We start from the raw sequence: 26,181 nt of genomic DNA, 5'->3' as shown, positions 1-26,181 counted from the left end.
GGGTTCTGGCAATTGCGCACAGATAACAAGGAACAGCAGATGGCGACGCTACTGGTTCTGCACGGACCTAACCTGAACATGCTCGGCACCCGTGAACCGGGCACCTATGGCGCTACGACACTGGCGCAGATCAACCAGGACCTGGAACGCCGTGCCCGTGAAGCCGGCCACCATTTGCTGCACCTGCAAAGCAACGCCGAGTACGAATTGATCGACCGCATCCACGCTGCCCGCAGCGAAGGTGTGGACTTCATCCTGATCAACCCAGCAGCTTTTACGCACACAAGTGTCGCATTACGTGACGCGCTGCTGGCGGTGAGCATCCCATTCATCGAAGTGCATTTGTCTAACGTGCACAAACGCGAACCTTTCCGCCATCACTCTTACTTCTCTGACGTAGCGGTGGGAGTGATCTGCGGCCTTGGCGCCAGCGGTTATCGACTGGCCCTGGAGGCCGCACTAGAGCTGCTTGAAAGACAGGCAACGGCTTGAACAACAAGCGTAACGCCCCTGACCGACCCTTGGGAGTTGATGATTCATGGATATCCGTAAAGTTAAGAAACTGATCGAACTGCTGGAAGAGTCCGGCATCGACGAACTCGAGATCAAGGAAGGCGAAGAGTCCGTACGGATCAGCCGTCACAGCAAGACCCCGGCTCAGCAGTACTACGCGCCGGCTCCAATGCATGCGCCAGCGCCTGCGCCTGCGCCTGTTGCTGCTGCCCCGGCTGCCGCCGCACCGGCTGCTCCGGCCGCCCCGGTTCTGAACGGTAACGTTGCCCGTTCGCCTATGGTCGGCACCTTCTATCGCAAATCTTCGCCAGCCTCGCCGTCCTTCGTTGAAGTCGGCCAGACCGTGAAGAAAGGCGACACCCTGTGCATCGTCGAAGCCATGAAGATGATGAACCACATCGAAGCTGAAACCAGCGGTGTGATCGAATCTATCCTCGTCGAAGACGGCCAGCCGGTTGAGTACGACCAACCGCTGTTCACCATCGTTTGAACTGCGGAGAGACTTTGATGACTGCGAAGTTGGAAAAAGTTCTGATCGCCAACCGCGGTGAGATCGCCCTGCGGATTCTGCGTGCCTGCAAAGAGATGGGCATCAAGACTGTCGCCGTTTACTCCAAGGCCGACAAAGAGCTGATGCACCTGGGTCTGGCAGACGAATCCGTTTGCATCGGCCCGGCCTCGGCCGCGCACTCTTATCTGCACATCCCGGCAATCATCGCCGCGGCCGAAGTGACTGGCGCTACCGCCATTCACCCAGGTTACGGTTTCCTTGCGGAAAACGCCGACTTCGCCGAACAGGTCGAAAACTCTGGCTTCGCGTTCATTGGCCCGAAAGCCGACACCATTCGCCTGATGGGCGACAAGGTATCGGCCAAGCACGCCATGATCGCGGCTGGCGTTCCAACCGTTCCGGGGTCCGACGGACCATTGCCTGAAGACGAAGAAACTGCGCTGCGCATCGGTCGCGAAGTCGGTTACCCGGTGATCATCAAAGCCGCTGGCGGCGGCGGTGGTCGCGGCATGCGCGTTGTGCATAAAGAAGAAGACCTGATCTCCTTCGCGAAACTGACCCGCACCGAAGCGGGCGCAGCGTTCGGCAACCCGATGGTCTATCTGGAAAAATTCCTGACCAACCCACGTCACGTGGAAGTCCAGATACTTTCCGACGGCCAGGGCCACGCCATCCACCTGGGCGACCGGGATTGCTCGCTGCAACGTCGCCACCAGAAGGTTCTCGAAGAGGCGCCGGCACCGGGCATCGACGAGAAGGCACGGGCTGAAGTCCTCGCACGCTGCGTCAAGGCTTGCATCGACATCAACTACCGTGGCGCGGGTACTTTCGAGTTCCTGTACGAGAACGGCGCGTTCTATTTCATCGAAATGAACACCCGCGTTCAGGTTGAGCACCCGGTTTCGGAAATGGTCACTGGCATCGACATCGTCAAGGAGATGCTCAGCATCGCCGCTGGCAACGAGTTGTCGTACACCCAGGAAGATGTGGTTATCCGCGGTCACTCGCTGGAATGCCGGATCAACGCCGAAGACCCGAAAACCTTCATGCCGAGCCCAGGCACGGTCAAGCATTTCCACGCACCAGGCGGCAACGGCGTTCGCGTCGATTCGCACCTGTACAGTGGCTATGCCGTTCCGCCGAACTACGATTCGTTGATCGGTAAGCTGATCACCTACGGCGCAACCCGTGACGAAGCCCTGGCGCGTATGCGCAATGCGCTGGACGAAATCGTTGTCGACGGGATCAAGACCAACATCCCGCTGCACCGCGATCTGGTCCGCGATGAAGGCTTCTGCAAAGGTGGAATCAACATCCACTACCTGGAACACAAGCTGGCTGGCCAGCATTAAGATGTGATCCACACCAACAAAGCCGCTTTCGAGCGGCTTTGTTGTTTCTCACCTTTAACCTTGCCCTACCAACGACTATTGCGGCCTGAAAGCCACGCTTTCAAGATAGTCGGCCCACTGGTCGTGCCCGCCCTTCACATCATCCAGGCTCAAGGCATCGCTTGCCGACAGACGCATCGCAGCGCTGTCCAGCAGCAGGCTCTTGTCGACGATACGGGTAACCAGGTCAAGGATTCGCGGGGACACTGGCGTTTTCGGCACGCTCAGATTGCTGGCGGCAGGGGAAGCCTGATCGGCCACCAAGGGCAGTCTGCCCACTCTCTCCAGGCTGACCGCCGACTTCGCTCCCGCAATGGGTTTGCCGCCCTTGTCATAGGCCGCCCAATCGAGAGGCAGAAGATCGGCGGCGCTTGCACCCTGAACAGGATTCGCCGTCGACGACGACCTGGTAGCTGTCGCGCCGCTCAATCGCCTGGAGGTCAAGTCTGCCCGACGGATGATCATCAGCCGCACAGGGAAAAATTCGTAACTGCAATCGGCAAAGGCCGGATGCGTGCACAGCACCACCAGGCCAAAACGACCGTGCGCACCCGCCGCCGCCCCGGCGTTGCGCAGACTGAACAGTGTCAGCTCTCCATACTCCAGGCGCATGCGATCACGCAGCAACAATTTCGAGATTTCGAACTGGATCGATTCCAGAAACGCCAAACGCAGCTCACCCAGCCGGGTGCCGAACGCACCGCCGTACAGCGTACCCATCGCTCCCAGCAAATGAAAACGCTGGGCCATGAGCGGAAAATCGATGCTATCAAGGGTTGATTGCCAGCCAGTCGAGCCCGCGGTCAATTGACCGCTCAGGTGCAAGTCGACCAGGGAAACCCTTTCACCCAGCTGATCACCGGTTTGCGTGTCCGTTGCAGCATCGGACTGGCGGCGCAGCACTTTTTTCTCCAGATCCCGATGGTCGCTGTAAACCTGCCGCAAATCGCTCAAAGCCATTGCCCGACGGGAAACAGGCCCGCGCCACAACGAACTGATGGCCGTTTGAAGCCGGGTGTTTTGCGCCAGCAACGCGGCTTTCGCCGTGTCGAGCTCCGCCTGGGTGAACACCTCTTTGTGTCGGCCTAACACGCCGTTAGCCACCGCCCAATCGATAACCGGTGCGCGAAATTCGTTCAGGGCCCAGAACTCAGGCTTGAAGGATGTCAACTTCACTCCGGTCATAATGCTATTGAACTTCAGCCGCCGGGAGGATCCGGGATACTTCCCTTCCAGGTAAGCAATGCAGTGCTTGTAATGCACCCAAGTCTGCGAACTCATGTAAGACATCGCATCGGGAATGTCGCGCACCTGAAACTCCGGAGCAACGCCACAGAGTAGTAAATGGGCCGCCAACGGCGTGTAAAGGCTGTCCAGGTCCAGGTAGTACTCAAGGTGCGCCTCGACCGCGCTGGATAAGTTGCGATAGGTCTCACCCCAGTAACGGTCGTCGGCGAGATCCAGCCCCGCTAACCGGTTTCTGCTCAGGCCCGCCTGTGGATCAAGCGTGAGAATCAACGCTGCCAACACCAACGAGTGACGACAGAGTTCATGGGCAGCATCAAGGCCCTGCTGGCCCTGCCAGGTCACAGCCTCCAGCAGCACCCGTGCCAGTTTGCGTGCACGGGGCGTTGCGAGTATCTGCGAGAACAAAAGATCGGCTTCGTCGCGCACAACGTCCTTGGTTTTTCCTATCAGTACGGGTGCTGCCAGATAGTCGAACAAGGCTTCATCCCGACCTGCCATGTACCCCTCGACCGCATTGACCAGTTGCTGACGCTGGGACGCCGAGAGCGCAAATACCACAGCGTCATCCGCCAATGCGCCCCAGTACTGCAGCGCGCCCGCGACCCCGGGCATAAACCGGTCCGCAGCATCGAGCACCTGCTGACGGCTGGGTGATGCCTGCGATGGTGCTAAAGCGAACACCCCGCCCAACGCATTCCAATATTGCTCCGCCACTCGTGGCCGCAGCGGTATCGCGCTCAGCCGTTCCTGCTGGGTGCGGGCGCGCTTCGCAGTGACGGGTGGCTGGATGCTGTAGAACCTCAGCATCTGCTCCAGCGTTAACTCCCCGTTAGACCGCAGTGCCCCGCCCGTTCGAAAGGCGATCATGGCCAACGCGTGGATCTTCGGCGCCAGCGCGGGCACCCTTAGCACGTCTTCCGTCAGGTCTGCCCAGGTATTGTCCAGGGTCCAGGCGCCGACATAAGACGAGTCGCCAATCAGAACATGAGTGTCCGGCGCAATTCTCCTGGCCGTGCGGATGGCCTTGAACTCATCGAGCGCCATGACCGCCAACAGTGGCGGAATACCGACCTGAGTGATCTCGTCCAGGGGTGAATTCCCGTCGGCCTCGATGAGCAGGTTCACGGTGCTCACGGCAGAGTCATCCGCTTTATCACGGCTCAGGTTTTCGAGCTCTGCGCGCATTCGATAGCGGTTGTTGAGCAACCCGAGATAACGGCGATGCCTTACCAGCGCCCGAACAGAGTGCGCCGACTCATGGACATAGGGCATGCGCGGCTCGGGCACTTGGCGCAACTGCAGAATCAGTGCTTGAACGCCCGCTTCATCGGCGGGCAGCGCCCATTCATAGACCCCGAGCACGTAGGCCAAGCTGAAACGACCATCCGGATCGATGTCGACGCCAAGTTTCTCCGCCTGTACCGCCAGCACCCGAAGATCACCATCGACACCTGCGGCCGCCAACTGCCTGGCACTCACACGCCGCCCTAACGTCGAAGGGACGACCTCCATTAACGTCCGCTCATTGTTGGAAAAATAATAGGTCGCCCCGGGTGACGACTGCCCCTCATTCATTTTCTCGGTGATGCTGCGCAACCCTCCGAGCGCCAGCCTCATCGAATTGGAGAGCATCGAACCGGACGCCAGCTTGATTCGCTTCTGAAGGATCCGCTGCAGACTCAGCCGCCCATTGACCGACCACACCGCCTGCAGCGCACGGTCCAACTCGCTCGCCAGACTGATGCAATCCTTGGCCTGCTCATCGATTTCCAGCAAAAGCGCGGTACGACTATGTCCGCAGCCGTCGATAGGCGAAAAACCGCGCAGTTGCCGCCACTCGTCTACCAGTACTTGAGCCTGCGCACGGTTGGCAGGCAAGGGGCAACCATAGAACGCCAGGGTCGTACGCAGGAAAAAGGTCGGCGCAGAAGTGCTTAAAGGAGCGGCGACCACGTTCGGATCGGCGTTGGCAGGATCGATGATCCGGACAATCTCGATGATCGGGTCGGCCACCGCTTTCCAGCCAGAAGCATCTTGCAACGTAAATACTTTAGCGGTCGTGACACCGTCAATGACCGCGTTGGCAAACAAAGTGCCGCCCTGCAATCTGAAACTGTGCAGATCCAGAGAGTACTGCGCGGCCCAGGCCTCAAAAACCGATAGCTCCAGGGATTTCAGATAAACACCCAGCCATTGCCGCAACATGCACTGCTGCGGTAGCACCAGCTCCATTGGGAGCTCAAGCCTGGAGGAGCCCCGACTGATGGCGGTCGAAAAACTGGCGATCAAGGTATCGACCAGCACTCGATCCCCTGCCTCTTGCCAGGCCTGAAGTTTTTTGCGCTGGTCCGTGTCGATGTCCTGGCCGGCCACCAGACCGGTGGTAAAAAGATGATCTTCCATGAAATGCTGCTCCACTGCGTGGTTGCCCGAGCATCAGGCGATTGAGAGAGCCCCGATAGTCCCGCGGCGCCAGTCGGCCCGACAGAGGACATTTCCGAATGCATTGCGGGCTGAGTCGTCGAAGCCGCTCAGTTTTTTCCGTCACAGCAGTCAGCAGGTAACCCGCAGCCTTTACCCAAGCAATCCGGTCGTCTTCTGCACCACGCTCGCGTAAACTTGCGCGCTTCTCGCAGCCCGCTAGGCTGCAATCAATATTTTTCAAAGGTGCCCGCCATGCCTTGGCTGCAAGTCCGTCTCGCCATCAGCCCAGAACAGGCCGAAACCTACGAAGACGCTTTCCTTGAAGTGGGCGCCGTATCGGTGACCTTCATGGACGCCGAAGATCAGCCGATCTTCGAGCCGGAACTCAACACCACGCCGCTGTGGTCGCACACGCACCTGCTGGCCCTGTTCGAAGGTGGCACCGAAGCCGCCATCGTACTGGCTCACCTGGAGTTGCTGACCGGCAGCCCGCTGCCCGAGCATCACAGCGAAGTCATCGAAGATCAGGACTGGGAACGTAGCTGGATGGACGGCTTCCAGCCGATGCGTTTCGGCCAGCGCCTGTGGATCGTTCCAAGCTGGCATGCCGCGCCAGAGCCTGATGCCGTGAATTTGCTGCTGGATCCGGGCCTGGCGTTCGGCACCGGCACACACCCCACTACCGCACTGTGCCTTGAATGGCTCGACGGTCAGGACCTGAAAGACTGCAACGTGCTGGACTTCGGCTGTGGCTCAGGGATTCTGGCGATTGCCGCCCTGCTGCTGGGCGCCAAGGAAGCCGTCGGTACCGATATCGACGTGCAAGCCCTGGAAGCCTCTCGCGATAACGCCGGGCGTAACAACATTGCCGAAGCACTCTTCCCGCTGTATCTGCCGCAAGATCTGCCGCACGTTCAGGCCGATGTGCTGGTGGCCAACATTCTTGCCGGTCCGCTGGTTTCCCTGGCGCCACAATTGTCCAGCCTGGTCAAATCCGGTGGGCGTCTGGCGCTGTCGGGCATCCTCGCCGAGCAAGGTGAAGACGTTGCCAAAGCCTACACTCAGGACTTCGACCTGGACCCGATCGCCAATCGCGATGGCTGGGTGCGCATCACTGGTCGTCGGCGCTAGAATGAACGCCTGCATAAACCGGATCGCCGCATGACCGACAGCTTCGTCACCCAGTGCCCGCATTGCCAAACCAGCTTCCGCGTCAGCCATACTCAGTTGAGCGTGGCTCGCGGAGTGGTTCGTTGCGGCTCATGCTTGCAGGTGTTCAACGCCGCCAAGCAACTGCTTGAGCAACGGGCCGGCAAAGACGCGATCACACCGCCGGCCCCGGCCCACGCCGAACCACCGGGTCCGCGAACCATCAGCCAAAAGCAATGGACTGCTGCCGAGCTGGACCTGGACAGTCTAGACCTGGACGAAGAGCTCGCCCGCCTTGAACAACGGGAGATCCAGCCGACGACGGAGTTTGGCCGGCACCGCGAAGACAACCTGAGTGCCAGTCGGGATACCGTCGAGCACGAAGAGTCCCCGTGGCCCGACAGCCTGTTCAGCGAGTCGGCCGCCGACCGAGTGCAGGCCGCTGAAGCCGACTTGCCGGAGCTGGAGCTCGAGCCGAGTAAACCCTCGCGCACCGAGCCTTCGCTGTCCCTGGAACCAGTGGAGCTGGACGACGAGCATCAGCCACCACCGCTGAGCCTGCACGATCCGCTCGACGTCCCGATGCATCACGCACGCCTGTCGGCGACCGATGACATCGACGACGATCTGCCCCCGATCGAGCCTCAGCGCAAAAAGCGTGAGCCGGTTGTCCGCGCTGAAGCGCTGCAAGACCTGACCGATGACCCACTGCAACTGGACTGGCAAAAGCGCCGTTCACCCTGGGGTCGCCGATTTTTCTGGCTGCTGCTGGTCCTGCTCGGCGCCGCTACGCTCGCCGGTCAGTACATTGCCTACCATTACGACGAGCTGGCGCGCCAGGACCAGTACCGTCCGTGGTTCCAGCAACTGTGTCCGCAAATCGGCTGCACCGTGCCATCCAAAGTCGACATCGCCAAAATCAAAAGCAGCAACCTGGTGGTCCGCAGTCACCCGGACTTCAGCGGTGCACTGGTGGTCGACGCGATCATCTACAACCGCGCGCCCTTCTCCCAGCCTTTCCCGCTGCTGGAGTTGCGTTTTGCCGACCTCAACGGCCATCTGATCGCCAGCCGCCGCTTCAAACCCGGCGAGTACCTCAACGGCGATCTTGAAGGAATGGCGGAAATGCCTCCGCAAACGCCAATCCACGTCGCACTGGATATTCTCGATCCAGGCTCCAAAGCGGTGAATTACAGCTTGAGCTTCCATTCGCCCGAGTGAAACGCTTCAGTGTTACGGCTTTGACGGCATATTTCTGACTTTGACCGCTCACACCAAACTGCTGGCGATAACAGAATAACTGTTCAGATTTTGTTCAATTCAGCCTTTATCCAGTCATCGAGAGCGGGTATCATGCCAACCCTTTTTCGAACTCTCATGATCCGGCCCCACAACAGGGAAGTCCTATGTCGGCGGTACGCATCGGTCCTTACATATTGCACAACGGCTTGATTCTTGCCCCGATGGCGGGAGTCACAGACCAACCCTTTCGTCAGCTGTGCAAGCGACTGGGCGCAGGACTTGTAGTCTCGGAAATGGTCACCAGCGACATGAGCTTGTGGAACACCCGCAAGTCGCGCATGCGCATGATCCACGAAGGTGATCCCGAGCCACGCTCGGTACAGATCGCCGGTGGTGATGCACAGATGCTGGCGGATGCGGCCCGGGCCAACGTAGAACTGGGCGCACAGATTATCGATATCAACATGGGCTGTCCGGCGAAAAAGGTCTGCAACAAGGCCGCCGGGTCCGCACTGTTGAAGGATGAAGCACTGGTGACCGAGATCCTGCAGGCCGTAGTGGCTGCGGTTGATGTGCCGGTGACCCTGAAGATCCGCACCGGCTGGGACCGGGACAACAAGAACGGCCTGACCGTGGCGAAGATCGCCGAGCAGGCGGGCATTACGGCGCTGGCGGTTCATGGCCGCACCCGTGCCGACCTATACACCGGCGAAGCCGAATACGACACCATTGCCGCGATCAAGCAGGCCGTATCGATTCCGGTCTTTGCCAACGGCGACATCGATTCGCCAGAGAAGGCCCGGTACGTGCTCGATGCGACTGGTGCCGATGGCCTGCTGGTAGGCCGGGCCGCCCAGGGGCGACCATGGATTTTTCGTGAGATCGATCACTTTCTACGTACCGGCGAAAAACTCCCGGCACTGGAACTGATCGAGGTGGAACGCATTCTGCTAGAGCATCTGGCCGCGCTGCATGTCTTCTATGGAGACGTCATGGGCGTACGCATTGCTCGAAAGCATGTGGGCTGGTATCTCGCAACCTTGCCGGGCGCCAGGGAGTTTCGCGCCCACTTCAATCGTTTGGAAGATACGGAAGCACAATGCGCCAACGTTCAGGGCTTCTTCGCCGAACGTTACAAGAGCCTGGCAGGGGACGGAGAAGGGGTGGCCGCATGACGATGATGACCGAGACTTTAGTGAGTGGAACAACACCCGTGAGCGACAACGTAAATTTGAAACAGCACCTCAATACGCCGAGCGAAGAAGGTCAGACCCTTCGCGGGAGTGTCGAGAAGGCGCTGCACAATTATTTCGCCCACCTTGAGGGCGCCGCCGTCACTGATGTGTACAACCTGGTGCTCTCCGAAGTCGAGGCTCCCCTGCTCGAGTGCGTGATGAACTACGTCAAGGGCAACCAGACCAAGGCCAGCGAGCTGCTCGGGCTGAACCGAGGCACGCTGCGCAAGAAACTCAAGCAGTACGATTTGCTGTAAGCATTCAATCAAACCAGAAAGGCGCCCGCGTAAAACCGGTCGCCTTTTTTGCTGACTCCTTTGCTTTTGATGGAAATTGAAATGACCGACCAGACTACCCGCCTGCCGATCCGCCGCGCCTTGATCAGCGTTTCCGACAAGACCGGGATCCTCGAATTCGCCAAAGAGCTTGAAGCCCTGGGCGTCGAGATCCTCTCCACCGGCGGAACGTTCAAGCTGCTGCGCGACAACGGTGTTGCCGCAGTGGAAGTCGCGGATTACACCGGTTTCGCAGAGATGATGGACGGTCGGGTAAAAACCCTGCACCCGAAAATCCACGGTGGGATCCTCGGTCGTCGCGGTATCGATGACGCCATCATGAACGAGCACGGCATCAAGCCGATCGACCTGGTCGCGGTCAACCTGTACCCGTTCGAAGCCACCATCAACAAGCCAGGCTGCGACCTGCCGACCGCGATCGAGAACATCGATATCGGCGGCCCGACCATGGTCCGTTCGGCGGCAAAAAACCACAAAGACGTGGCCATCGTGGTGAATGCCGGCGACTACGCCAGCGTCCTCGAAAGCCTCAAGGCCGGCGGCCTGACCTACGCTCAGCGCTTCGACCTGATGCTCAAGGCCTTCGAACACACCGCCGCCTACGACGGCATGATCGCCAACTACATGGGCACCGTTAACCAGGCCGCTGAAACCCTCAGCACCGAAGGTCGCAGCGAATTCCCGCGCACCTTCAACAGCCAGTTCGTCAAGGCTCAGGAAATGCGCTACGGCGAGAATCCGCACCAGAGCGCGGCGTTCTACGTTGAGGCCAAGCCTGCCGAAGTCGGCATCGCCACCGCCACTCAGCTGCAAGGCAAAGAGCTGTCGTACAACAACGTGGCCGACACCGACGCCGCGCTGGAATGCGTGAAAAGCTTCGTCAAGCCAGCCTGCGTGATCGTCAAGCACGCCAACCCGTGCGGCGTGGCCGTCAGCCCGGACGCCGAAGGCGGCATCCGTCAGGCTTACGAACTGGCTTACGCCACCGACACCGAGTCGGCGTTCGGCGGCATCATCGCCTTCAACCGCGAGCTGGATGCTGAAACGGCCAAGGCTATCGTCGAGCGTCAGTTCGTCGAAGTGATCATCGCCCCGTCCGTCAGCGAAGAAGCTCGCGCCATCGTGGCGGCAAAAGCCAACGTGCGCCTGCTGGCCTGCGGCGAGTGGTCGGCCGATCGCGCCGCTGCGTGGGACTACAAACGCGTCAACGGTGGTCTGCTGGTGCAGAGCCGCGACATCGGCATGATCGGTGCCGACGACTTGAAAGTCGTCACCAAACGCGCCCCGACCGAACAAGAGATCCACGACCTGATCTTCGCCTGGAAAGTCGCCAAATACGTTAAGTCCAACGCCATCGTCTACGCCAAGAACCGTCAGACCATCGGTGTCGGCGCTGGCCAGATGAGCCGTGTGAACTCCGCTCGTATTGCTGCGATCAAGGCTGAACACGCGGGTCTGCAGGTTCAGGGGGCGGTCATGGCATCGGATGCGTTCTTCCCGTTCCGCGACGGTATCGACAACGCGGCCAAGGTTGGTATCACTGCGGTGATCCAGCCAGGTGGTTCGATGCGTGATAACGAAGTGATTGCTGCTGCAGACGAAGCCGGCATCGCCATGGTCTTTACTGGCATGCGCCACTTCCGTCACTAATCCGACGATTAACTGTGGGAGCGAGCAGGCTCGTTCCCACAGAAAAGCATCTCTGCGGTGCTCCACAGAATCAGCGTCATCCGAGGTTTTTGAAATGAATGTTTTGATCATTGGCAGCGGTGGCCGTGAACACGCCCTGGCCTGGAAAGTGGCTCAGGATCCGCGCGTGCAGAAGGTTTTCGTTGCCCCGGGCAACGCCGGCACCGCCATTGAAGCCAAGTGCGAGAACGTCGCTATCGACGTGCTGGCACTCGAACAGCTTGCAGACTTCGCCGAGAAGAATGTTTCCCTGACCATCGTCGGCCCGGAAGTGCCACTGGTCGCCGGCGTCGTCGATTTGTTCCGTTCCCGTGGCCTGGACTGCTTTGGCCCCACCGCTGGCGCTGCTCAGTTGGAAGGCTCGAAAGCCTTCACCAAGGATTTTCTGGCACGCCACAAGATCCCGACCGCCGACTACCAGAACTTCACCGAAATCGAGCCAGCGCTGGCTTATCTGCGTGAAAAAGGCGCACCGATCGTGATCAAGGCCGATGGCCTGGCCGCCGGTAAAGGCGTGATCGTTGCCATGACGCTGACCGAAGCCGAAGACGCCGTACGCGACATGCTGGCTGGCAACGCATTCGGCGATGCCGGTTCGCGTGTGGTGATCGAAGAGTTTCTGGACGGCGAAGAAGCCAGCTTCATTGTCATGGTCGACGGCAAGAACGTATTGCCGATGGCCACCAGCCAGGACCACAAACGCGTCGGCGACGGCGATACCGGTCCGAACACTGGCGGCATGGGCGCCTACTCCCCTGCACCGGTCGTGACCGCTGACGTGCACAAGCGCGTCATGGACCTGGTGATCTGGCCGACCGTGCGCGGCATGGCCGAGGAAGGCAACGTTTACACTGGATTCCTGTATGCCGGCCTGATGATCGACAAAGCTGGTAACCCAAAAGTCATCGAATTCAACTGCCGTTTCGGCGACCCTGAGACCCAACCGGTGATGCTGCGTTTGCAGTCGAGCCTGGTGCTGCTGGTCGAAGCGGCGCTGGCGCAAGCACTGGACAAGGTCGAAGCACAATGGGATCCGCGCCCGAGCGTCGGCATCGTGCTGGCGGCTGGCGGATATCCTGGTGACTACGCTAAAGGCGTTGCCATCAACGGTCTCGATGCAGCTGCAGCATTGGAAGGCAAAGTCTTCCACGCCGGTACGGCACTCAAGGACGGTCAAGTGGTGACGGCCGGTGGTCGGGTACTCTGCGCCACGGCAATGGGTGCCAGCGTCGATGTCGCTCAGCAGCAGGCTTACAAGCTGGCGGCCAAAATTGACTGGCAAGGCTGTTTCTATCGCAAGGACATTGGCTACCGTGCCATTGCCCGCGAGCGTGGCGACAATCAGGAATAAGAACGCCACTCGGCCAGGCGAGGGCTTCAAGCCCTTGCCGGACTATTGCGGCGCCGCGCATCGTTATATTCTGGCATCAACCTACGAAGGGATTTCGCCGTGCGCTGGCTCAGGATTGCCATAGGTTTCACCGTCACTCTGCTGACCTTGCTCTGCATACTCCCGGCCCAGGCCGAGCAAGGCAGTGGCTGGACGGTATTGCTCGACGAACAGGGCGACCTGCAGCTCAGCGACATCCGTTCCGCTCGCTACACCAATCAATTCAGCCCCATTGAACTCGACCGCCTCACCGCCGCCGAGCCCGATGGCGCGTTATGGCTGCGTTTCAGACTCGCTCCCGGCAAGCATGAACAGTTGCTGCGGGTGTTCGCTCCCGACTTGTCGCACCTCAATCTGTATGTGCTGGACGGCGACACGCTGATCGAGCAACTGAACACCGGCACCGGCCAGCCCCAGGCTGAACGGCCACTGCCCAGCAGCGACTTCATGTTGCCGCTGCCGCAAAACGTAAAACCTCTCGATGTTTACCTGCGACTGGTCTCCGACCATCAGTTGAGGCCTTACATCACCCTGCAGTCGGCGGTCATGACCGCCGCCAATCAGAATCAGACGCTGATCTACGGACTGTTGTTCGGCTGTATCGCGATGCTGATCCTGCACAACCTCATTCGTTATGCCTACACCCGTTCACGCAGCAGCCTCTGGCTAGCGGGCTGCGAAGGACTGTTGATGCTCAGCCTGGTCTTGCTGCTGAACGTAGCAGGCCCCTGGTTACCGAACTGGCATGCGGTCCAGACGCCGGGCGCTTACCTCACCCTGCTGCTGACGGCACCCTGCGGCCTGATGTTGGCCTATCGTTTCTTCGCCCCGCTCGGCCCGCACCCGCTGAACAAGCTGCTGTTGGGCGACATCCTGCTCATCAGTGTCTGCGGCTTGCTGCTGTTGTTCGTCAATACGCTGCCGCTGAACATCATTACCTACGCGCTGGTCGCCCTCGCGGGTCTGACCATGTTGTTCGTCAGCGCCTATCACTGGCAAAAAGGCTATCGCCCGGCGCGTCTTTTCGTGGCGGCAATGGTGGTGTTCAACGCCGGCGCGCTGATTATCCTGCCCGCGTTGCTGGGGCTGACCCTGGTGGAACCTCAAGGCCTGATCACCACGTTGCTGGTGTTCATCTGTATCAGTGGCCTGTTGATGAGCATTGCCTTGAGCGAGCGTCAGCGCAGCATCACCGAAGACCGTTTCAGCGTCAGCCGCGACCTGGCCGCCAGCAACGCCGAGATCAACGCCAAGGCCGAGTTCCTGGCAAAAATCAGCCACGAAATCCGCACCCCGATGAATGGCGTGCTGGGCATGACCGAGCTGCTGCTGGGCACGCCGCTCTCGGTCAAGCAGCGCGACTATGTACAGACCATCCACAGTGCCGGCAACGAACTGCTGACACTGATCAACGAGATTCTCGACATCTCCAAGCTCGAGTCCGGGCAGATAGAACTGGACGATGTGCAGTTCGACCTCAACGCGCTGATCGAAGACTGTCTGAACATCTTCCGCGCCAAGGCCGAACAGCAGAACGTCGAGCTGATCAGCTTTATCCAGCCGCAAGTGCCGCGCGTCATCAGCGGTGACCCGACGCGCCTGCGTCAGACCCTGCTGAGCCTGCTGGAAAACGCCCTGAAGAAAACCGACGAAGGTGAAATCCTGATCGTCGTCGCGCTCGATGAGCGCAGTGCCAAACCGCGCTTGCGCATTGCCGTGCAGGACAGCGGTGAGCCGATGGACGCCGAAGAGCGCGACGCATTGATGCACGCCGAACTGCACAGCAAGCACTTCCTCTCGGCCACCCGTCTGGGAGGCAACCTGGGGCTGGTGATCGCCCGTCAACTGATTCGCTTGATGCAAGGGGAGTTCGGGATCAAGAGCGGCGCCAATCAGGGCAGCACTTTGTGGCTGACCCTGCCGCTGGACCCTGACCGCCTAGAACACCCCACCTCAGACCTTGATGGTCCCTTGCAGGGTGCACGGGTATTGGTGGTGGACGATAACGACACGTGTCGCAAAGTGCTGGTGCAACAGTGCACTGCCTGGGGCCTGAATGTCAGTGCCGTAGCGTCCGGCAAGGAAGCGCTGGCGCTGCTGCGGACCAAGGCTCACTTGCGCGATTACTTCGACGTGGTCCTGCTGGACCAGAACATGCCCGGCATGACCGGCATGCAACTGGCCGCCAAGATCAAGGAAGACCCGAGCCTGGACCACGACATCCTGCTGATCATGCTCACCGGCATCAGCAATGCGCCCAGCAAGATCATCGCGCGCAACTCCGGGATCAAACGCATCCTCGCCAAACCGGTGGCCGGTTACACCCTCAAGACGACATTGGCCGACGAACTGAACCAGCGAAACAAAGGCCTTTCCGCCTCGCAGCACCTGCCCACCGGCCCGACCTTACCGGTGAAGGTGCCCAGCGATTTCCGCATCCTGGTGGCCGAAGACAACAGCATCTCGACCAAGGTGATTCGCGGCATGCTAGGCAAGCTCAACCTGCAACCGGATACCGCCAGCAATGGCGAAGAAGCCCTGCAGGCGATGAAAGCCCAGCGTTATGACCTGGTCCTGATGGACTGCGAAATGCCGATCCTCGACGGCTTTTCCGCGACTCAGCAATTGCGTGCCTGGGAAGTCAGTAATCAGCGGATTCGCACGCCGGTGGTGGCGCTGACCGCGCACATCCTCGCCGAGCACAAAGAGCGCGCGCGTCAAGCCGGCATGGACGGGCATATGGCCAAACCGGTCGAGCTGTCGCAGTTGCGTGAATTGATTGAGCACTGGGTGGCTCAACGTGATCAGCAGAATCGGGCGACGGCTCAGACCTCCTGAGCCTCAGATCTCCAGCTCATGTAAATGACGGGTGGTTTCGGCGACAACAGCAGCCGCGACTTTATCCCGGAAGGTTGCGTAATGCAGCGTGCTGAAGGTAGTGATCGCCATTTGCTCCTGACTGCTTTCCACGACTTCCTCGATGGGCCAGAACAAAAACTTCGAGACCCGTCGGCGAGTGTTGAACTGCTTGTGATACAGGGCTATTTCGACTTTTCCGGGTGATTTCAGCGCACAGGGAATCATCTGGAAGATCCCCTTCTCACGTAGCAGACTGGTCCTTTCAAATTCCTCAAGCGCTGTGCTGTTACGCTTCAGAGCCGCTAACGCCTGACTTGCCGGGCGCGAAAAGCGGTCGCCCGCCGAGTCTGATAGTTGCCGCGACACGCTATCCGCCATCTGTCCTCCCCTTGCCTGTGCAGGAGTGACAGGACGCGTGGTATCCCAACCCAGAAACTTGAGTTTGTTTTTGTAGTAATCGAACCAGTTGCCAACCAACCCGTCCTCGTATGCCGAACGGGTGGCGAGTTGCGCATACAGATTGCTCAGGTAGATATCTTCCCTGTCCTGGGGAGACAGGCCCTCATTGAATGAAACAATGCTACTGCCAACCACTGCTGCGCCTGGAGAGGTGCCATCGTTGATGACCTGACTGACTGCAAGCCGAGCGCTCAGGGTATTCATAAAGAGGCTCCTGGCTTTAACGGCACTTCGCCCGCTTGGACGTCAACGGCAAAGATGTTATTCGCGGCCCTGCCCCCCAGTTTCCTTACCACGGCTTCACGAATTGAGCCATAAAGTACAGGCGACAAGTTGGCATGAAACCACCTTAGATCGATATCCCCCTGCACCTCATCGGTAGAAAAAAGGTAGTCCAAGGGATAATTAGCCCCTTGCTTGGTGGTCCTGAACTCGACAAAAAGACTGTCCATCAACACCCCTTGTCGGGCCACGATGATCTGCAACCTGACGTTACAACTCGCTGGCGAGTGCCCATCCCCGTCATTTTCTGGCCTGAGTGTTTGTTCCCGCAGCCGCTCAATCGCCGGGTGGTTACCAGGAACGTGGGCAATATCGTTGAAGGCACGCATGACATGGGCAATCGTGCGAGCTGATGTCGCTTCCAGCCGATTCTCAACCCAATTGACCATGGCGCGTTTTGACGCGTCGTCAACGGCGAAACTGTCCCACGCAACAGACCTCTGCAACCAACTGTCTTTTAATACCCCCTGATATGTCTCATACCACCCATCAGCGCGGTCGAATCCCGGGTATTTCTTATTAGCCACTAACTGCGCAAACAATACCGAATTCAATACATCCTGCCTCTCCTGTTCCAACAGCGTAGAGGACAGCAATACAACGGCACCGGCATTAATAAAAACTGAATCCTGATCAATCATCACGTTCTCCTGATCCATTCAAGAATGGCGACTGCTGCGCAGTCGCCAAAGCGATCACCCGTGATCAGAGTTCGTATTCGTCGATTTTAGTCAGCGCACGACCACCTAACTTCGCAATGATAGTGGCACGAGTACGCGCAACAATGGATGGCACCATGGTCATATGGCACTCGCCTTTGTACAGATCAACCGAACTGGCATCCCAGTCAACAAACAGGACTTTGGTCTGGTTAACATGTTTGATGAAGCGCACCGCGCCCAGAGCCAGGATGACTTCACCGTGTTGACTCTCGATGCAGGACGCCACACCAAAACCACCCGTACCGGAATCCTTGATGTTCTGGTCGAAGACCTGAAGCGGTTTATCACTGGCTTGCAGTGCAGCCAGCGCATCGCCGGCAACTTTCAACATCAGCGCCGAGGTCGGACCGGGTACGGCGGCGGCAACGGCGGAGCCCAGAATCTTCAGGACCAGTTGATCCATTTTGAAGCTCTTGCCGGAGGCCGCAACGGTGTCGTAATACCTCTGCAGGATGGTCCAGCCCGAATCCTGCATGACTTGCAGGAAGTACTGATACCACTCCTTGCCTTGATCATCGCGCGGATACTTTTTGTTCGCCACTAACGAGGCAAACAGATAAGTGTGTTGAATGTCGGTCTTGTTTTGTTCGGACATCCCCGACACAAAGGACAGTACACCGTCACCTACAATCGATGCACGATCCGGCTGTTCGATATCGGTATTAATCTGCACAGATTTGATCGCCATACCCCGTGGAGCGATAACGACATTATCAGGCGCTACATCATAAGCATTCAAACGCTCAAGACGATCAGACAGAGTTACAACTGAATTAGACTCAACATTCATTTAAACTTCCCTTTATTTAATTAAGGCCCTCCGCGGACCCGAGCGATAAACTTACGCAACTTATAAAAAACGAACAAGCGCACAACTGTAACTCAAGATAATGTAATTTATTATTACCCAGACAAGACAATCACCAACTACAAACAACAAAATAACAACTAAGCCACTATTAACACAACGAGGACTTTGACACTTGCAGCCGCCCCATGACTGCAAGCCGACAGACTGCCCGGCGCCTGATAGACTCCACGTCAATTTCAATCGCCGCGAGCTTCGACCATGCTCCACGTGTTGTTCAGCGTTTACCTGAAGATGCTGGTGCTCTACAGCCCGTTCTTCGTGTTGTCCTGCTTCATCAGTCTGACCCGCGGTTATTCGCGCAAGGAACAGCGTCGACTGGCCTGGAAAGTGGCGACTGCCACCCTGGTCTCCAGCGTCTTGCTGTACCTGTTCGGCAGGGTGATTTTCAGCGTCTTCGGCATCACCGTGGACGCGTTCCGCATCGGCGCCGGCAGTGTGTTGTTTATCTCGGCGCTGGGCATGGCTCAGGGCAAGTCGGTGGTGCAAACCGACAACGTGCAGCAGGACGTGACCATCGTCCCGCTGACCATCCCCCTGACGGTCGGCCCCGGCACCATCGGCGCCTTGCTGGTGATGGGCGTGAGTCAGCCGCATTGGGACGACAAACTCACGGCCATTATCAGTATTGCCCTGGCCAGTTTCACCGTCGGCGTGGTGCTTTATCTGTCCAACCGCATCGAGCGCATTCTCGGTGACCAGGGTTTGCAGATCGTCAGCCGGTTGATGGGGTTGTTCGTCTGCGCTTTGGCGGCGCAGATCATCTTTACCGGGGTGAAGGGCTATCTGGTTCCGTGACGCCCACCTTCGTCATTAGCGCGCTGAGCGGCCTGTCCTCGCCATCGATGGCCAGTGCCTGCACTAGCTGAGCAAGGGTTACGGTCATTGTGGCGCCATGAATCTGAAGATTCAGGCTTACCTCGTTGCTCGAGGTCAAATCGTCGGGGTGATCGCGCAAGATCAGGCTGTGCCCAGTATTCGGGTCGGTGAACAGCAACTGCCTTTCAACCAGGCTGACCCGCCAAACATCCTGCGCGCCGGTCTCCAGAATCAATGTGCCAGGCGTCAGTGACTCAGCGCTCAATGAACGACGACAATCAACCACAATGCATTCAAGCCGCTGCCAGACAGCGCTCGAAATGCTGCAACTGATCGCTCTGGGCCCATAACTCAAGATCAACTGGGTAACGCCGTCAGGTATCAGCGGCATAACGTCATTGAGTTCACCCTGAAATTCCAGCATCAACACCTCGGCTTCACGACGTGCAACGCTGTTCTCCAGCCACACATCCCTCGAAGTGCTGTAGGTCAGTTGGCTGGGTGTTTCATGTAACAAGGCAACCGTTTTGTTTCGAACACCCAGCAGTCGGGTTTCCAGGCTCGTATTGACCTCACCCACCACACGATCTATGCCCTCGACGTACCATTGGTAACCCGGGTAACCGCCAACCGATACAAATGCTTCGTGGGGATGCTTGCTCACCAGCGCCTTCAACGCTTGTCTCACCCCTGCATCGTATGGGTACTTCGTACCCGGTTGCGCCAGAACCCAGTCTCCCGTGACGCCGACAATACGTGCCGGCTCACCGAACATCATCTCGAGTTCAATCCCTTCAAGCGTCCGCCCTCGCAGACCGGCACCCTGTGTCCATACCTGCGCAAAAGACCATTCGGACCAGACTTTTTGTGGCACAGGCAACAAGTCCTGCCGCAGAAGCTGCAAACCATTATCAAAGAGTGACGGCAGTTTTTCAGGCTCAAGGAACGCTTGGCGGTAAAGTTGCCCAACGGAAACATCCAGCAACCACCCTGCCTCCTCATCTGGCGTCGTTGCCACCAACTGCACTACCTTGCCGGGGCCCACATCAGCAATCAGCCATCGATGGTCGACGTACCAGGCACACAGTTTTTCATTCCGTACGCCGCTACCCAGACCAAGAACTGAAAAGCTCGACGCTTGATACGCCTTCGCAAGCACCTCAACGTCGGTCCAAAACTCAAAGCCGATGCCCAACGCCCCTCGGGCATCCTCCAGCCAGTCTTCAGAGACGCCGGCCAGCTTCGACTGCCCTTGCTCGTTGAGCTCGAAATACAACCCTTCCTTGGTCAGCGCAACATAGCGTTTTTCATTGGCGATGACCTCAATCACACTCCCGGGCCCGATAGGCTCAGCCTGGGCACCGGTGACGGTCATCCCGATCTTCTGGCGATAGAGGGTCCGATTGCGCTTGTCAAAGAACAGGACGGTATCGCCCGTGCTGGTCGCGGGTGTCAGCAACATCGGGCTGACCGTGCCGCCCGGCCCCTCAATCTGCGGCACATTGGGACGGATCACCAGGCCATCGGCAGCACGGATCCACGTGCTGACCGGATCCTTTCTGCCCTGTGTCAAAGGTGTTATCGAGACAAACGCCGCGGGCTGATAATCCACGACTTTCACGTGGGTCAAAGGCAAAAGTTTCGAGTCCTTGACCAACAGTTCGTAATCCCACAAGAAGTTCGACCACCCTGGCAGGGTGCCCTTGGACAGCAGGTCTTGCTGACGGTCGGTCAGATGACCTGCAATCGCCAGCAGTAAGACTTCATCCTCACCCAACAGGTAGACCGCCTCGGCTTCACGCCCGGTGCGCTGGGTCACTTGCTGGACAATCCGAATAACCCCCTGCCCCAGGACCTGGAACACCGAAATGCTCGAACCGGGCACCGGGTCCATCAGCCTATAGAATCGATTGACCTGCCCGGTGACCACGTCAGAGCGCCAGATGAGTGCTTCCTGGGCGCAATAGAAATACGCCTGCCCACCCATAACCGCGCCCAGCCTGACTTGGTTCGCCAGTGCTGATGGGAGGTCGCGAGCGTAGATAAAACGATCACGAGCCTGCTCATAAAACGCCGTGGTGAGTTGTGGTGCTTGCGGGTCGGCGAACGGAACCGGGAAATTCTGAACCGCTGTAAACGGGCTGGCCAAACGATTGGTGCGGCCCAGTTTCCTGATTCGGGCCTGGATCATCGCAATGTCGACAGTCGGGTCGCTCTCCAGTTCTTCGAGCAGCAACTGCTGTTTCGCCCAGTCAACTCGAAACGAGTGATGCGAAGTCTGGATAACCAATTCAGGCGTACCCATGACGTGAACATCGACAGCCCCCACCTTCAAAAGGCCTTTGCCGACAACGACATCCTCTTCGCTCAACCAAAGCGCACGCAGCGTCCAGGCCATGGGCCGAGCCTTCTGTGCCAGCGACAGATGGACCGATCGCACGCCCGGAACAAGTGTCAGCGCACAATGACCACCCACCCCTTCAATACTGTAGGACAGCTTGCCGTGCAACATCTTGGGCAGCTCGGGCACCAGCAACGAACGCGGCGCCTCATCCAGCAAGACACTGATCGTCGTCTCGACTTCTATCGGATACAAGTTGTGCATGATGTATTCGGTGGGGAACTTGTAAAAGGTAAACCAGAACTGGCGATTGTCTGCTGCGTCGTACTCCAGCTTCAGCGCAGTTTCAAAATGCTCGGAACGTGTGGTCGAAAACGGCAGGGCCTTGTAATCGAAACCGAACCAGGTGTTGGCCACACACGGCAGGACAATGGCCTGAAAGGTCGTCAAATCGCCAATAGCCGCATGCTCCGGCAACTCGAGGTGTTGTCGAATGTTAATGGCTTTCGAACGATCAGGATTGTCAGTCGGCGGGTGCAGCGTGGTGGTGTTGGCCGATAAAATTTCCTGACTGCCGAACGTCAGTCGCTGGTTGCGCAAATCAATCTCGCGGATGACCGCATAAGGATTCGGATAAAACACACCCTCCCTGATCGAGTGACCGCCCGAGCGATACGCCTTATCGACGCGGTTCAGGTACAAACCGATCCGCCGTCCTCGCATCAATATGCCGTTGAACCCTTCGACCAGCGCGCCTACGCCAATGGCCAACCCGCCCAAAATCACACCGGCTCCGCCAAGAAACGCAGCTGCCGTACTGGCACCTGCCAGGCCGGCGCCTATGCCCGCCACAGACAGTGCTAGCCCCGCCGAATCGAAGGCTAACTGCGTGCCGTATTGCGCCTGTTGCAGATCGTCCTTGGCATTGGCCAGCAGATAGATATCGAACCCCAGCGTGGCCAGTTGCATAACCGTGGCCAAACCATCCCTGGCAATATGTCCCAGCGCGTTGACCACCACCGAGGAGGTGGTCCTGGCCACCAGCGGTGCGTCGTTTAACGCCACCCGGAACAGTTGGAGCAAATCCACGACGTCGAGCAGATTGCCATGGGCCAGTTGCGCATAACTGAGGTAACCATGCATTCGCACGGCAGTCGTCAGGCTCCGGTCTTCGTTGATGTCGCTGATTTGCTCATGGGATTGGAGCGCTAACAGCAGCGCCTGAACCGTAAAAGCTGCATTCAAGGTATGCACGGCACTGACATCGGTCGGGTCGACTTTACCCGGTACGGACGGCTTGACCGACAGCGTCTGGAAGGTCTCCGTCAAGTAGGCGCGGATTCGCGACAGAACGCCGTCTGTACTGGGCACCGTCACGGTGCGCGTGGGGTCCTTGAGATTGACCAGGCTGATTTCATAGTGCCCACCCGACACCTCTCGCACACTGTCGAACACCGGAACAAAGTCTCGCCCAAGGTTACTTTCTGTGTAGAGACGATCAGCGCTGTGCTGAATTTTCTGCGCCCAGTGACGGGCGTCCAGTTCGTTCAGTCCACGCCCCAGCCGGGCATTTTCCGACAATGAACGGGCGCGTAACTCAGCGTGGTGTTCCCATGGAGCCACCGTCACACCGGTGCTGATCGGATCATGACTCAGCAAACCCGACACATTGATCTGCGACGGCAGCGCCAGATCGGCGATACGAGGGCCATTGAGGTCGACGACGTTGAACGTCGCTTCCGTCAGGTGACTGATCTCATAGAGTTTGGCCAGCTCAGGGATGCTCAGAAACTGCTCAAGAGCACGGTGCAGGTCCTGCGCCCGGTCAAATCCGAAGACACCGAAATTCGGATCGTAGAAGCGGTAGGCACTGGACTCGCCATTGACGATTTTTGCCACCAACAGGGAATGGCTTTCGGTGTTGAGCATCAAGGTACTGGTGGAAGTCCTGGTATCCAGTGTCTGCAGGACCTGATCCAGCCCGGACGCGCCTGATAAAGTGCCCGACTGTGCCATTGGCACCGTCCGCAACTCATCAAGGGCCAATAGAAAGGCATGGGTTTCATTGGCATCGGGCGCCAGGTTGGCATTGGCCAGCCTGGCGCTCAAAGCGTCCACGGCCGAGGGGCCTTTTTCGATGGCTGCCGCCATGGCCAATACCAGTGGATAACAGCGCCTTCCGGGATCGCCTTCACCCCTGACCAACAATCCCTGCGGCATCAACCGCCCCGCCGAAGCACCTTGCGCGATGAAGGTTTCGAGCACCGTGGCGCTGCGCTGGAAGATGTGGTGACGCAGCTCGTATTGGGCCTGAAACCTGATGCGGGCCATGTGCTCGCCCCATTGACGCAAGGTCAACGGCTTCTCGAACGCAAGGGCCTTGAGCACCTGAGCACTGTGCTTCGATGGTTCAGCCATTGCCTGAGCCGCTGCAAACCCGGCTTCGAATGCAGGATGCCTGCGTGCGAGCAAGGCCTGTTCGATGGCCAGATAACGCTGGGCAAAACCCAGGTCGGCGGTGCTCTGAGCGAGGGTTCGGGTGCGCTGCCAGGCCTCCTCGAATCCGCCATTATCCAGCGTCTGCGCGCCGAACAGCCCACCGAGTAATACCCGATGTACCGGGCTCAGTTGATCAAGCGGCAGAGCGCCGTGGCCAATACGGGCAATCATTTCGTTCAAGTTGCCGATCGGCTCAAAACCGTGTGAAACCGGAAGTTCGACACCGGCTTGCGCCAGGATCCGCTGACGCTCATCGAAGCTCAGGGACCAAGGCTTATCGAAGCTCAGGTCGCCGCTAAGTTTTTCGTTCATGGCCCGGATGAAGGGGGCGCCCAGGCCGTCCACCAGTTGCTGCAAGATGTCGGCCTGTAAAACCGGGCGGCCTTCAATCACAGGCCAACCCTTTTCAAACGTCATAAGCTGACCTTTAAGCAGCTCAGTGATGTTGCCTTTGAAATGGGCCTTATAGCCGCCCTGGCTCGCTTTTAGTGTTTCAAGCTCGAACCAGGCCACCTCAGTCTTGGCATTGTCTTTCCAGCTGTGATGGGTTTCTTCTTCGGTGGCGAGGTTAAAGCCGTCGAACAGGTCAACCTTGTCGCTGATCAGTTGGCGGCTTTCAAGCATCGCATGGTCTTCGACAAACTCACTCAAACCGCTGGATACGGCCGTCGGCCCGCTCATCGCAATGGCCGATTGGGCACCGAACCTGATGCCGTCGGCATCATAGTCAATGATCGCCTGCAAAAAACTGTTGAGGCTTTGCAGATTCGCCTTCCAGCTTGAAATCGAACCGTGTTGTTTCTCCAGCTCCCGGATAATCAGATCGGGAAATGCCTGGCGATCCTGAAGCGATACATTGCTGCTCAAGGCCTGCGTAACGACCCGATCCAGGAACTGATAGTTGCTGCGAATTTTTTCCATAACGGCGGCAAGTTGCGCAGAGCCCGCATGACCACTCAACAGGGCATTGGATAATCCGTTAAACGGCGTCTTGATTTGATTCGGCATCGAATCAGGCGTGTTTTTGTTCCCGACGCGCAGCCCGTTCTCTGCAACCATGACGTCATTGAACGGCGCAAAAATATCGCTGAGGGACGGCATGCTTTTGGCAAAGACTGTTATCGCCTCTCTGTGTTGCTCCGGCACCTTGGGGCGAAAATCTGCATAGGCCTGCCCCCGATTCGGAAGTATTGTCGGGTTGTGATCAAACAATACTTGCATCACACCTATACGTTCTTCGGCACTGAAGGCGGCAAGGTCCACACCACCGAGTACTTTATGCAGAGACGGCAGCAAGTCAGCGTCAAGATAGGTTCCACTCTCGAGATTCAGAACCTGTAACCGTGTGATATCGGATGCGGCTGCCAAGTTGGCGCGAAACGCAATTTCGCGTTCATAAATATCGAACAACGGTTGATCGATCAGCGCTACGCGAATGTCTCGATGGACAACTTCCACGCGTTGCAGCGATTGAAGATTGCGCGCCTTGAGTGCCTTGAGCGCTCCTTCATTCTGACCATAGGCACTGACTAAAAGATCAATTCGCGCCTGATCAGCGCTGCCGCCCGCCTGGGTGACGGACTGGATGTGCTCGAACATCTGCTGTCGCAACACTCGAGTTCGCTCGATGTAACGCCGAGCCAACGCCGCCGGCGTATCGACTGCGCCTTGTGGCGCAGCAATCGTCCCCAGCGCCTTGGCTGACTCGACGATAATGCGATTGGTCTCATGGGCCAGCAACGCATCGCTGTCATACCACAGGTTGAGGCTGTAACCCTTTGAGGCAAGCATTTGCCTCCAGACATTGATGTAGTCTCCCTGAATAGCGCCAATGCCACCGCCCACCCAGACAAAGTGCAACTTTTTGGGGACGGGTTTGACCGTATTCAGTAGTTCGACAGTCGTACTCAAACGCAGGTAATAGTCCGTCAGTTTATCCCGGACTTTTTGCAGTGTGGCAGCCGAACCTTTCGGGTTTTTTGATTCGAGCGTTTCCTTCAATAGACTTATCGGCGTCAGTTGGGCGTCCAGACTCGACGCTTCGGTAGCACCGTCGAAGTAACGCAAAGCCGCTGCGTGCTCCGGCATGTCTTTGAAGCCGCTCAACGCAAACACCAACTCGCTGCGATCAAACGGCATGGAAAAAGTGTCAGTCTGATTCAGTGTTCCGGTAGTTGTACTTTTCATTTTCATATCCTTATGAAAAAAATCCGACCGCCACTCACGCATTGAACAGGCGCAATG

Annotated in this window: 16 protein-coding genes; 11 read left to right on the top strand and 5 right to left on the bottom strand. The window is 58.2% G+C overall.

Going from position 1 to position 26,181, the window contains the following annotated elements; genetic code table 11:
- The first annotated feature begins 39 nt into the window (after positions 1 to 39).
- From aroQ to accC, 3 genes are read left to right on the top strand one after another with little or no spacing between them, the layout of a single operon-like run.
- Positions 40 to 492 (top strand): type II 3-dehydroquinate dehydratase, encoded by a 453-nt coding sequence (gene aroQ / locus ACXPVS_RS10795; RefSeq protein WP_129438831.1) that lies wholly within the window; start codon positions 40 to 42, stop codon positions 490 to 492.
- Between the two features lie 46 nt (positions 493 to 538).
- Entirely contained in the window at positions 539 to 1,003 is a 465-nt protein-coding gene (accB, locus tag ACXPVS_RS10790) for an acetyl-CoA carboxylase biotin carboxyl carrier protein (RefSeq protein WP_458509918.1), read from the top strand.
- Between the two features lie 17 nt (positions 1,004 to 1,020).
- A complete protein-coding gene (gene accC / locus ACXPVS_RS10785) occupies positions 1,021 to 2,376 on the top strand; it encodes an acetyl-CoA carboxylase biotin carboxylase subunit (protein ID WP_458509917.1) in 1,356 nt (451 codons plus the stop codon).
- Positions 2,377 to 2,451: 75 nt separating this feature from the next.
- Here accC and ACXPVS_RS10780 read toward each other — a convergent pair whose 3' ends face one another.
- On the bottom strand, positions 2,452 to 6,066 hold the full coding sequence (locus ACXPVS_RS10780) for a hypothetical protein (protein WP_458509916.1): 3,615 nt from the start codon (positions 6,064 to 6,066) through the stop codon (positions 2,452 to 2,454).
- A 273-nt stretch (positions 6,067 to 6,339) separates the two neighbouring features.
- Between ACXPVS_RS10780 and prmA the strand changes: the two genes are divergently transcribed.
- The 7 genes from prmA to ACXPVS_RS10745 all read left to right on the top strand — a co-directional run bounded on the left by prmA (position 6,340) and on the right by ACXPVS_RS10745 (position 15,926).
- A complete protein-coding gene (prmA, locus tag ACXPVS_RS10775) occupies positions 6,340 to 7,218 on the top strand; it encodes a 50S ribosomal protein L11 methyltransferase (protein ID WP_458509915.1) in 879 nt (292 codons plus the stop codon).
- A gap of 30 nt (positions 7,219 to 7,248) precedes the next feature.
- Positions 7,249 to 8,457, top strand: coding sequence for a DUF3426 domain-containing protein (locus ACXPVS_RS10770; RefSeq protein WP_458509914.1), 1,209 nt, complete (start codon positions 7,249 to 7,251; stop codon positions 8,455 to 8,457).
- Positions 8,458 to 8,642: 185 nt separating this feature from the next.
- Positions 8,643 to 9,653 carry a tRNA dihydrouridine synthase DusB gene (dusB, locus tag ACXPVS_RS10765; protein ID WP_458509913.1) on the top strand — a complete coding sequence of 337 codons (1,011 nt, stop codon included), beginning with the start codon at positions 8,643 to 8,645 and terminating at the stop codon, positions 9,651 to 9,653.
- Complete coding sequence (fis, locus tag ACXPVS_RS10760) at positions 9,650 to 9,970, top strand: DNA-binding transcriptional regulator Fis (protein ID WP_007907419.1); 321 nt, start codon at positions 9,650 to 9,652, stop codon at positions 9,968 to 9,970. Before dusB ends, fis begins: the two co-directional genes overlap by 4 nt.
- A gap of 81 nt (positions 9,971 to 10,051) precedes the next feature.
- Positions 10,052 to 11,659 (top strand): bifunctional phosphoribosylaminoimidazolecarboxamide formyltransferase/IMP cyclohydrolase, encoded by a 1,608-nt coding sequence (purH, locus tag ACXPVS_RS10755; RefSeq protein WP_458509912.1) that lies wholly within the window; start codon positions 10,052 to 10,054, stop codon positions 11,657 to 11,659.
- 94 nt (positions 11,660 to 11,753) lie between these two features.
- Complete coding sequence (purD, locus tag ACXPVS_RS10750) at positions 11,754 to 13,049, top strand: phosphoribosylamine--glycine ligase (RefSeq protein ID WP_458509911.1); 1,296 nt, start codon at positions 11,754 to 11,756, stop codon at positions 13,047 to 13,049.
- A gap of 99 nt (positions 13,050 to 13,148) precedes the next feature.
- Positions 13,149 to 15,926, top strand: a complete 2,778-nt coding sequence (locus ACXPVS_RS10745; RefSeq protein WP_458509910.1) for a response regulator — start codon at positions 13,149 to 13,151, stop codon at positions 15,924 to 15,926.
- A 3-nt stretch (positions 15,927 to 15,929) separates the two neighbouring features.
- Here the strand turns inward: ACXPVS_RS10745 and ACXPVS_RS10740 are convergent, their stop codons facing one another.
- The 3 genes from ACXPVS_RS10740 to ACXPVS_RS10730 all read right to left on the bottom strand — a co-directional run bounded on the left by ACXPVS_RS10740 (position 15,930) and on the right by ACXPVS_RS10730 (position 18,200).
- Complete coding sequence (locus ACXPVS_RS10740) at positions 15,930 to 16,610, bottom strand: hypothetical protein (protein ID WP_458509909.1); 681 nt, start codon at positions 16,608 to 16,610, stop codon at positions 15,930 to 15,932.
- A complete protein-coding gene (locus tag ACXPVS_RS10735; protein ID WP_458509908.1) occupies positions 16,607 to 17,329 on the bottom strand; it encodes a hypothetical protein in 723 nt (240 codons plus the stop codon). Before ACXPVS_RS10735 ends, ACXPVS_RS10740 begins: the two co-directional genes overlap by 4 nt.
- 64 nt (positions 17,330 to 17,393) lie before the next feature.
- Positions 17,394 to 18,200: a hypothetical protein gene (locus tag ACXPVS_RS10730; RefSeq protein WP_458509907.1), complete on the bottom strand. Its 807-nt coding sequence runs from the start codon at positions 18,198 to 18,200 to the stop codon at positions 17,394 to 17,396.
- 279 nt (positions 18,201 to 18,479) lie between these two features.
- On the opposite strand from ACXPVS_RS10730, the gene ACXPVS_RS10725 reads away from it, so the two are divergent.
- Positions 18,480 to 19,076 (top strand): MarC family protein, encoded by a 597-nt coding sequence (locus tag ACXPVS_RS10725; RefSeq protein ID WP_458509906.1) that lies wholly within the window; start codon positions 18,480 to 18,482, stop codon positions 19,074 to 19,076.
- Here ACXPVS_RS10725 and ACXPVS_RS10720 read toward each other — a convergent pair.
- Positions 19,045 to 26,124 (bottom strand): TcdA/TcdB pore-forming domain-containing protein, encoded by a 7,080-nt coding sequence (locus ACXPVS_RS10720; protein ID WP_458509905.1) that lies wholly within the window; start codon positions 26,122 to 26,124, stop codon positions 19,045 to 19,047. The genes ACXPVS_RS10725 and ACXPVS_RS10720 overlap by 32 nt on opposite strands.
- Positions 26,125 to 26,181 lie beyond the last annotated feature (57 nt).

Source organism: Pseudomonas sp. Ma2-10 (assembly GCF_054330215.1).
The sequence above is the reverse complement of the archived record's forward strand: the minus strand, read 5'-3'. Positions and strand labels throughout refer to the sequence as shown.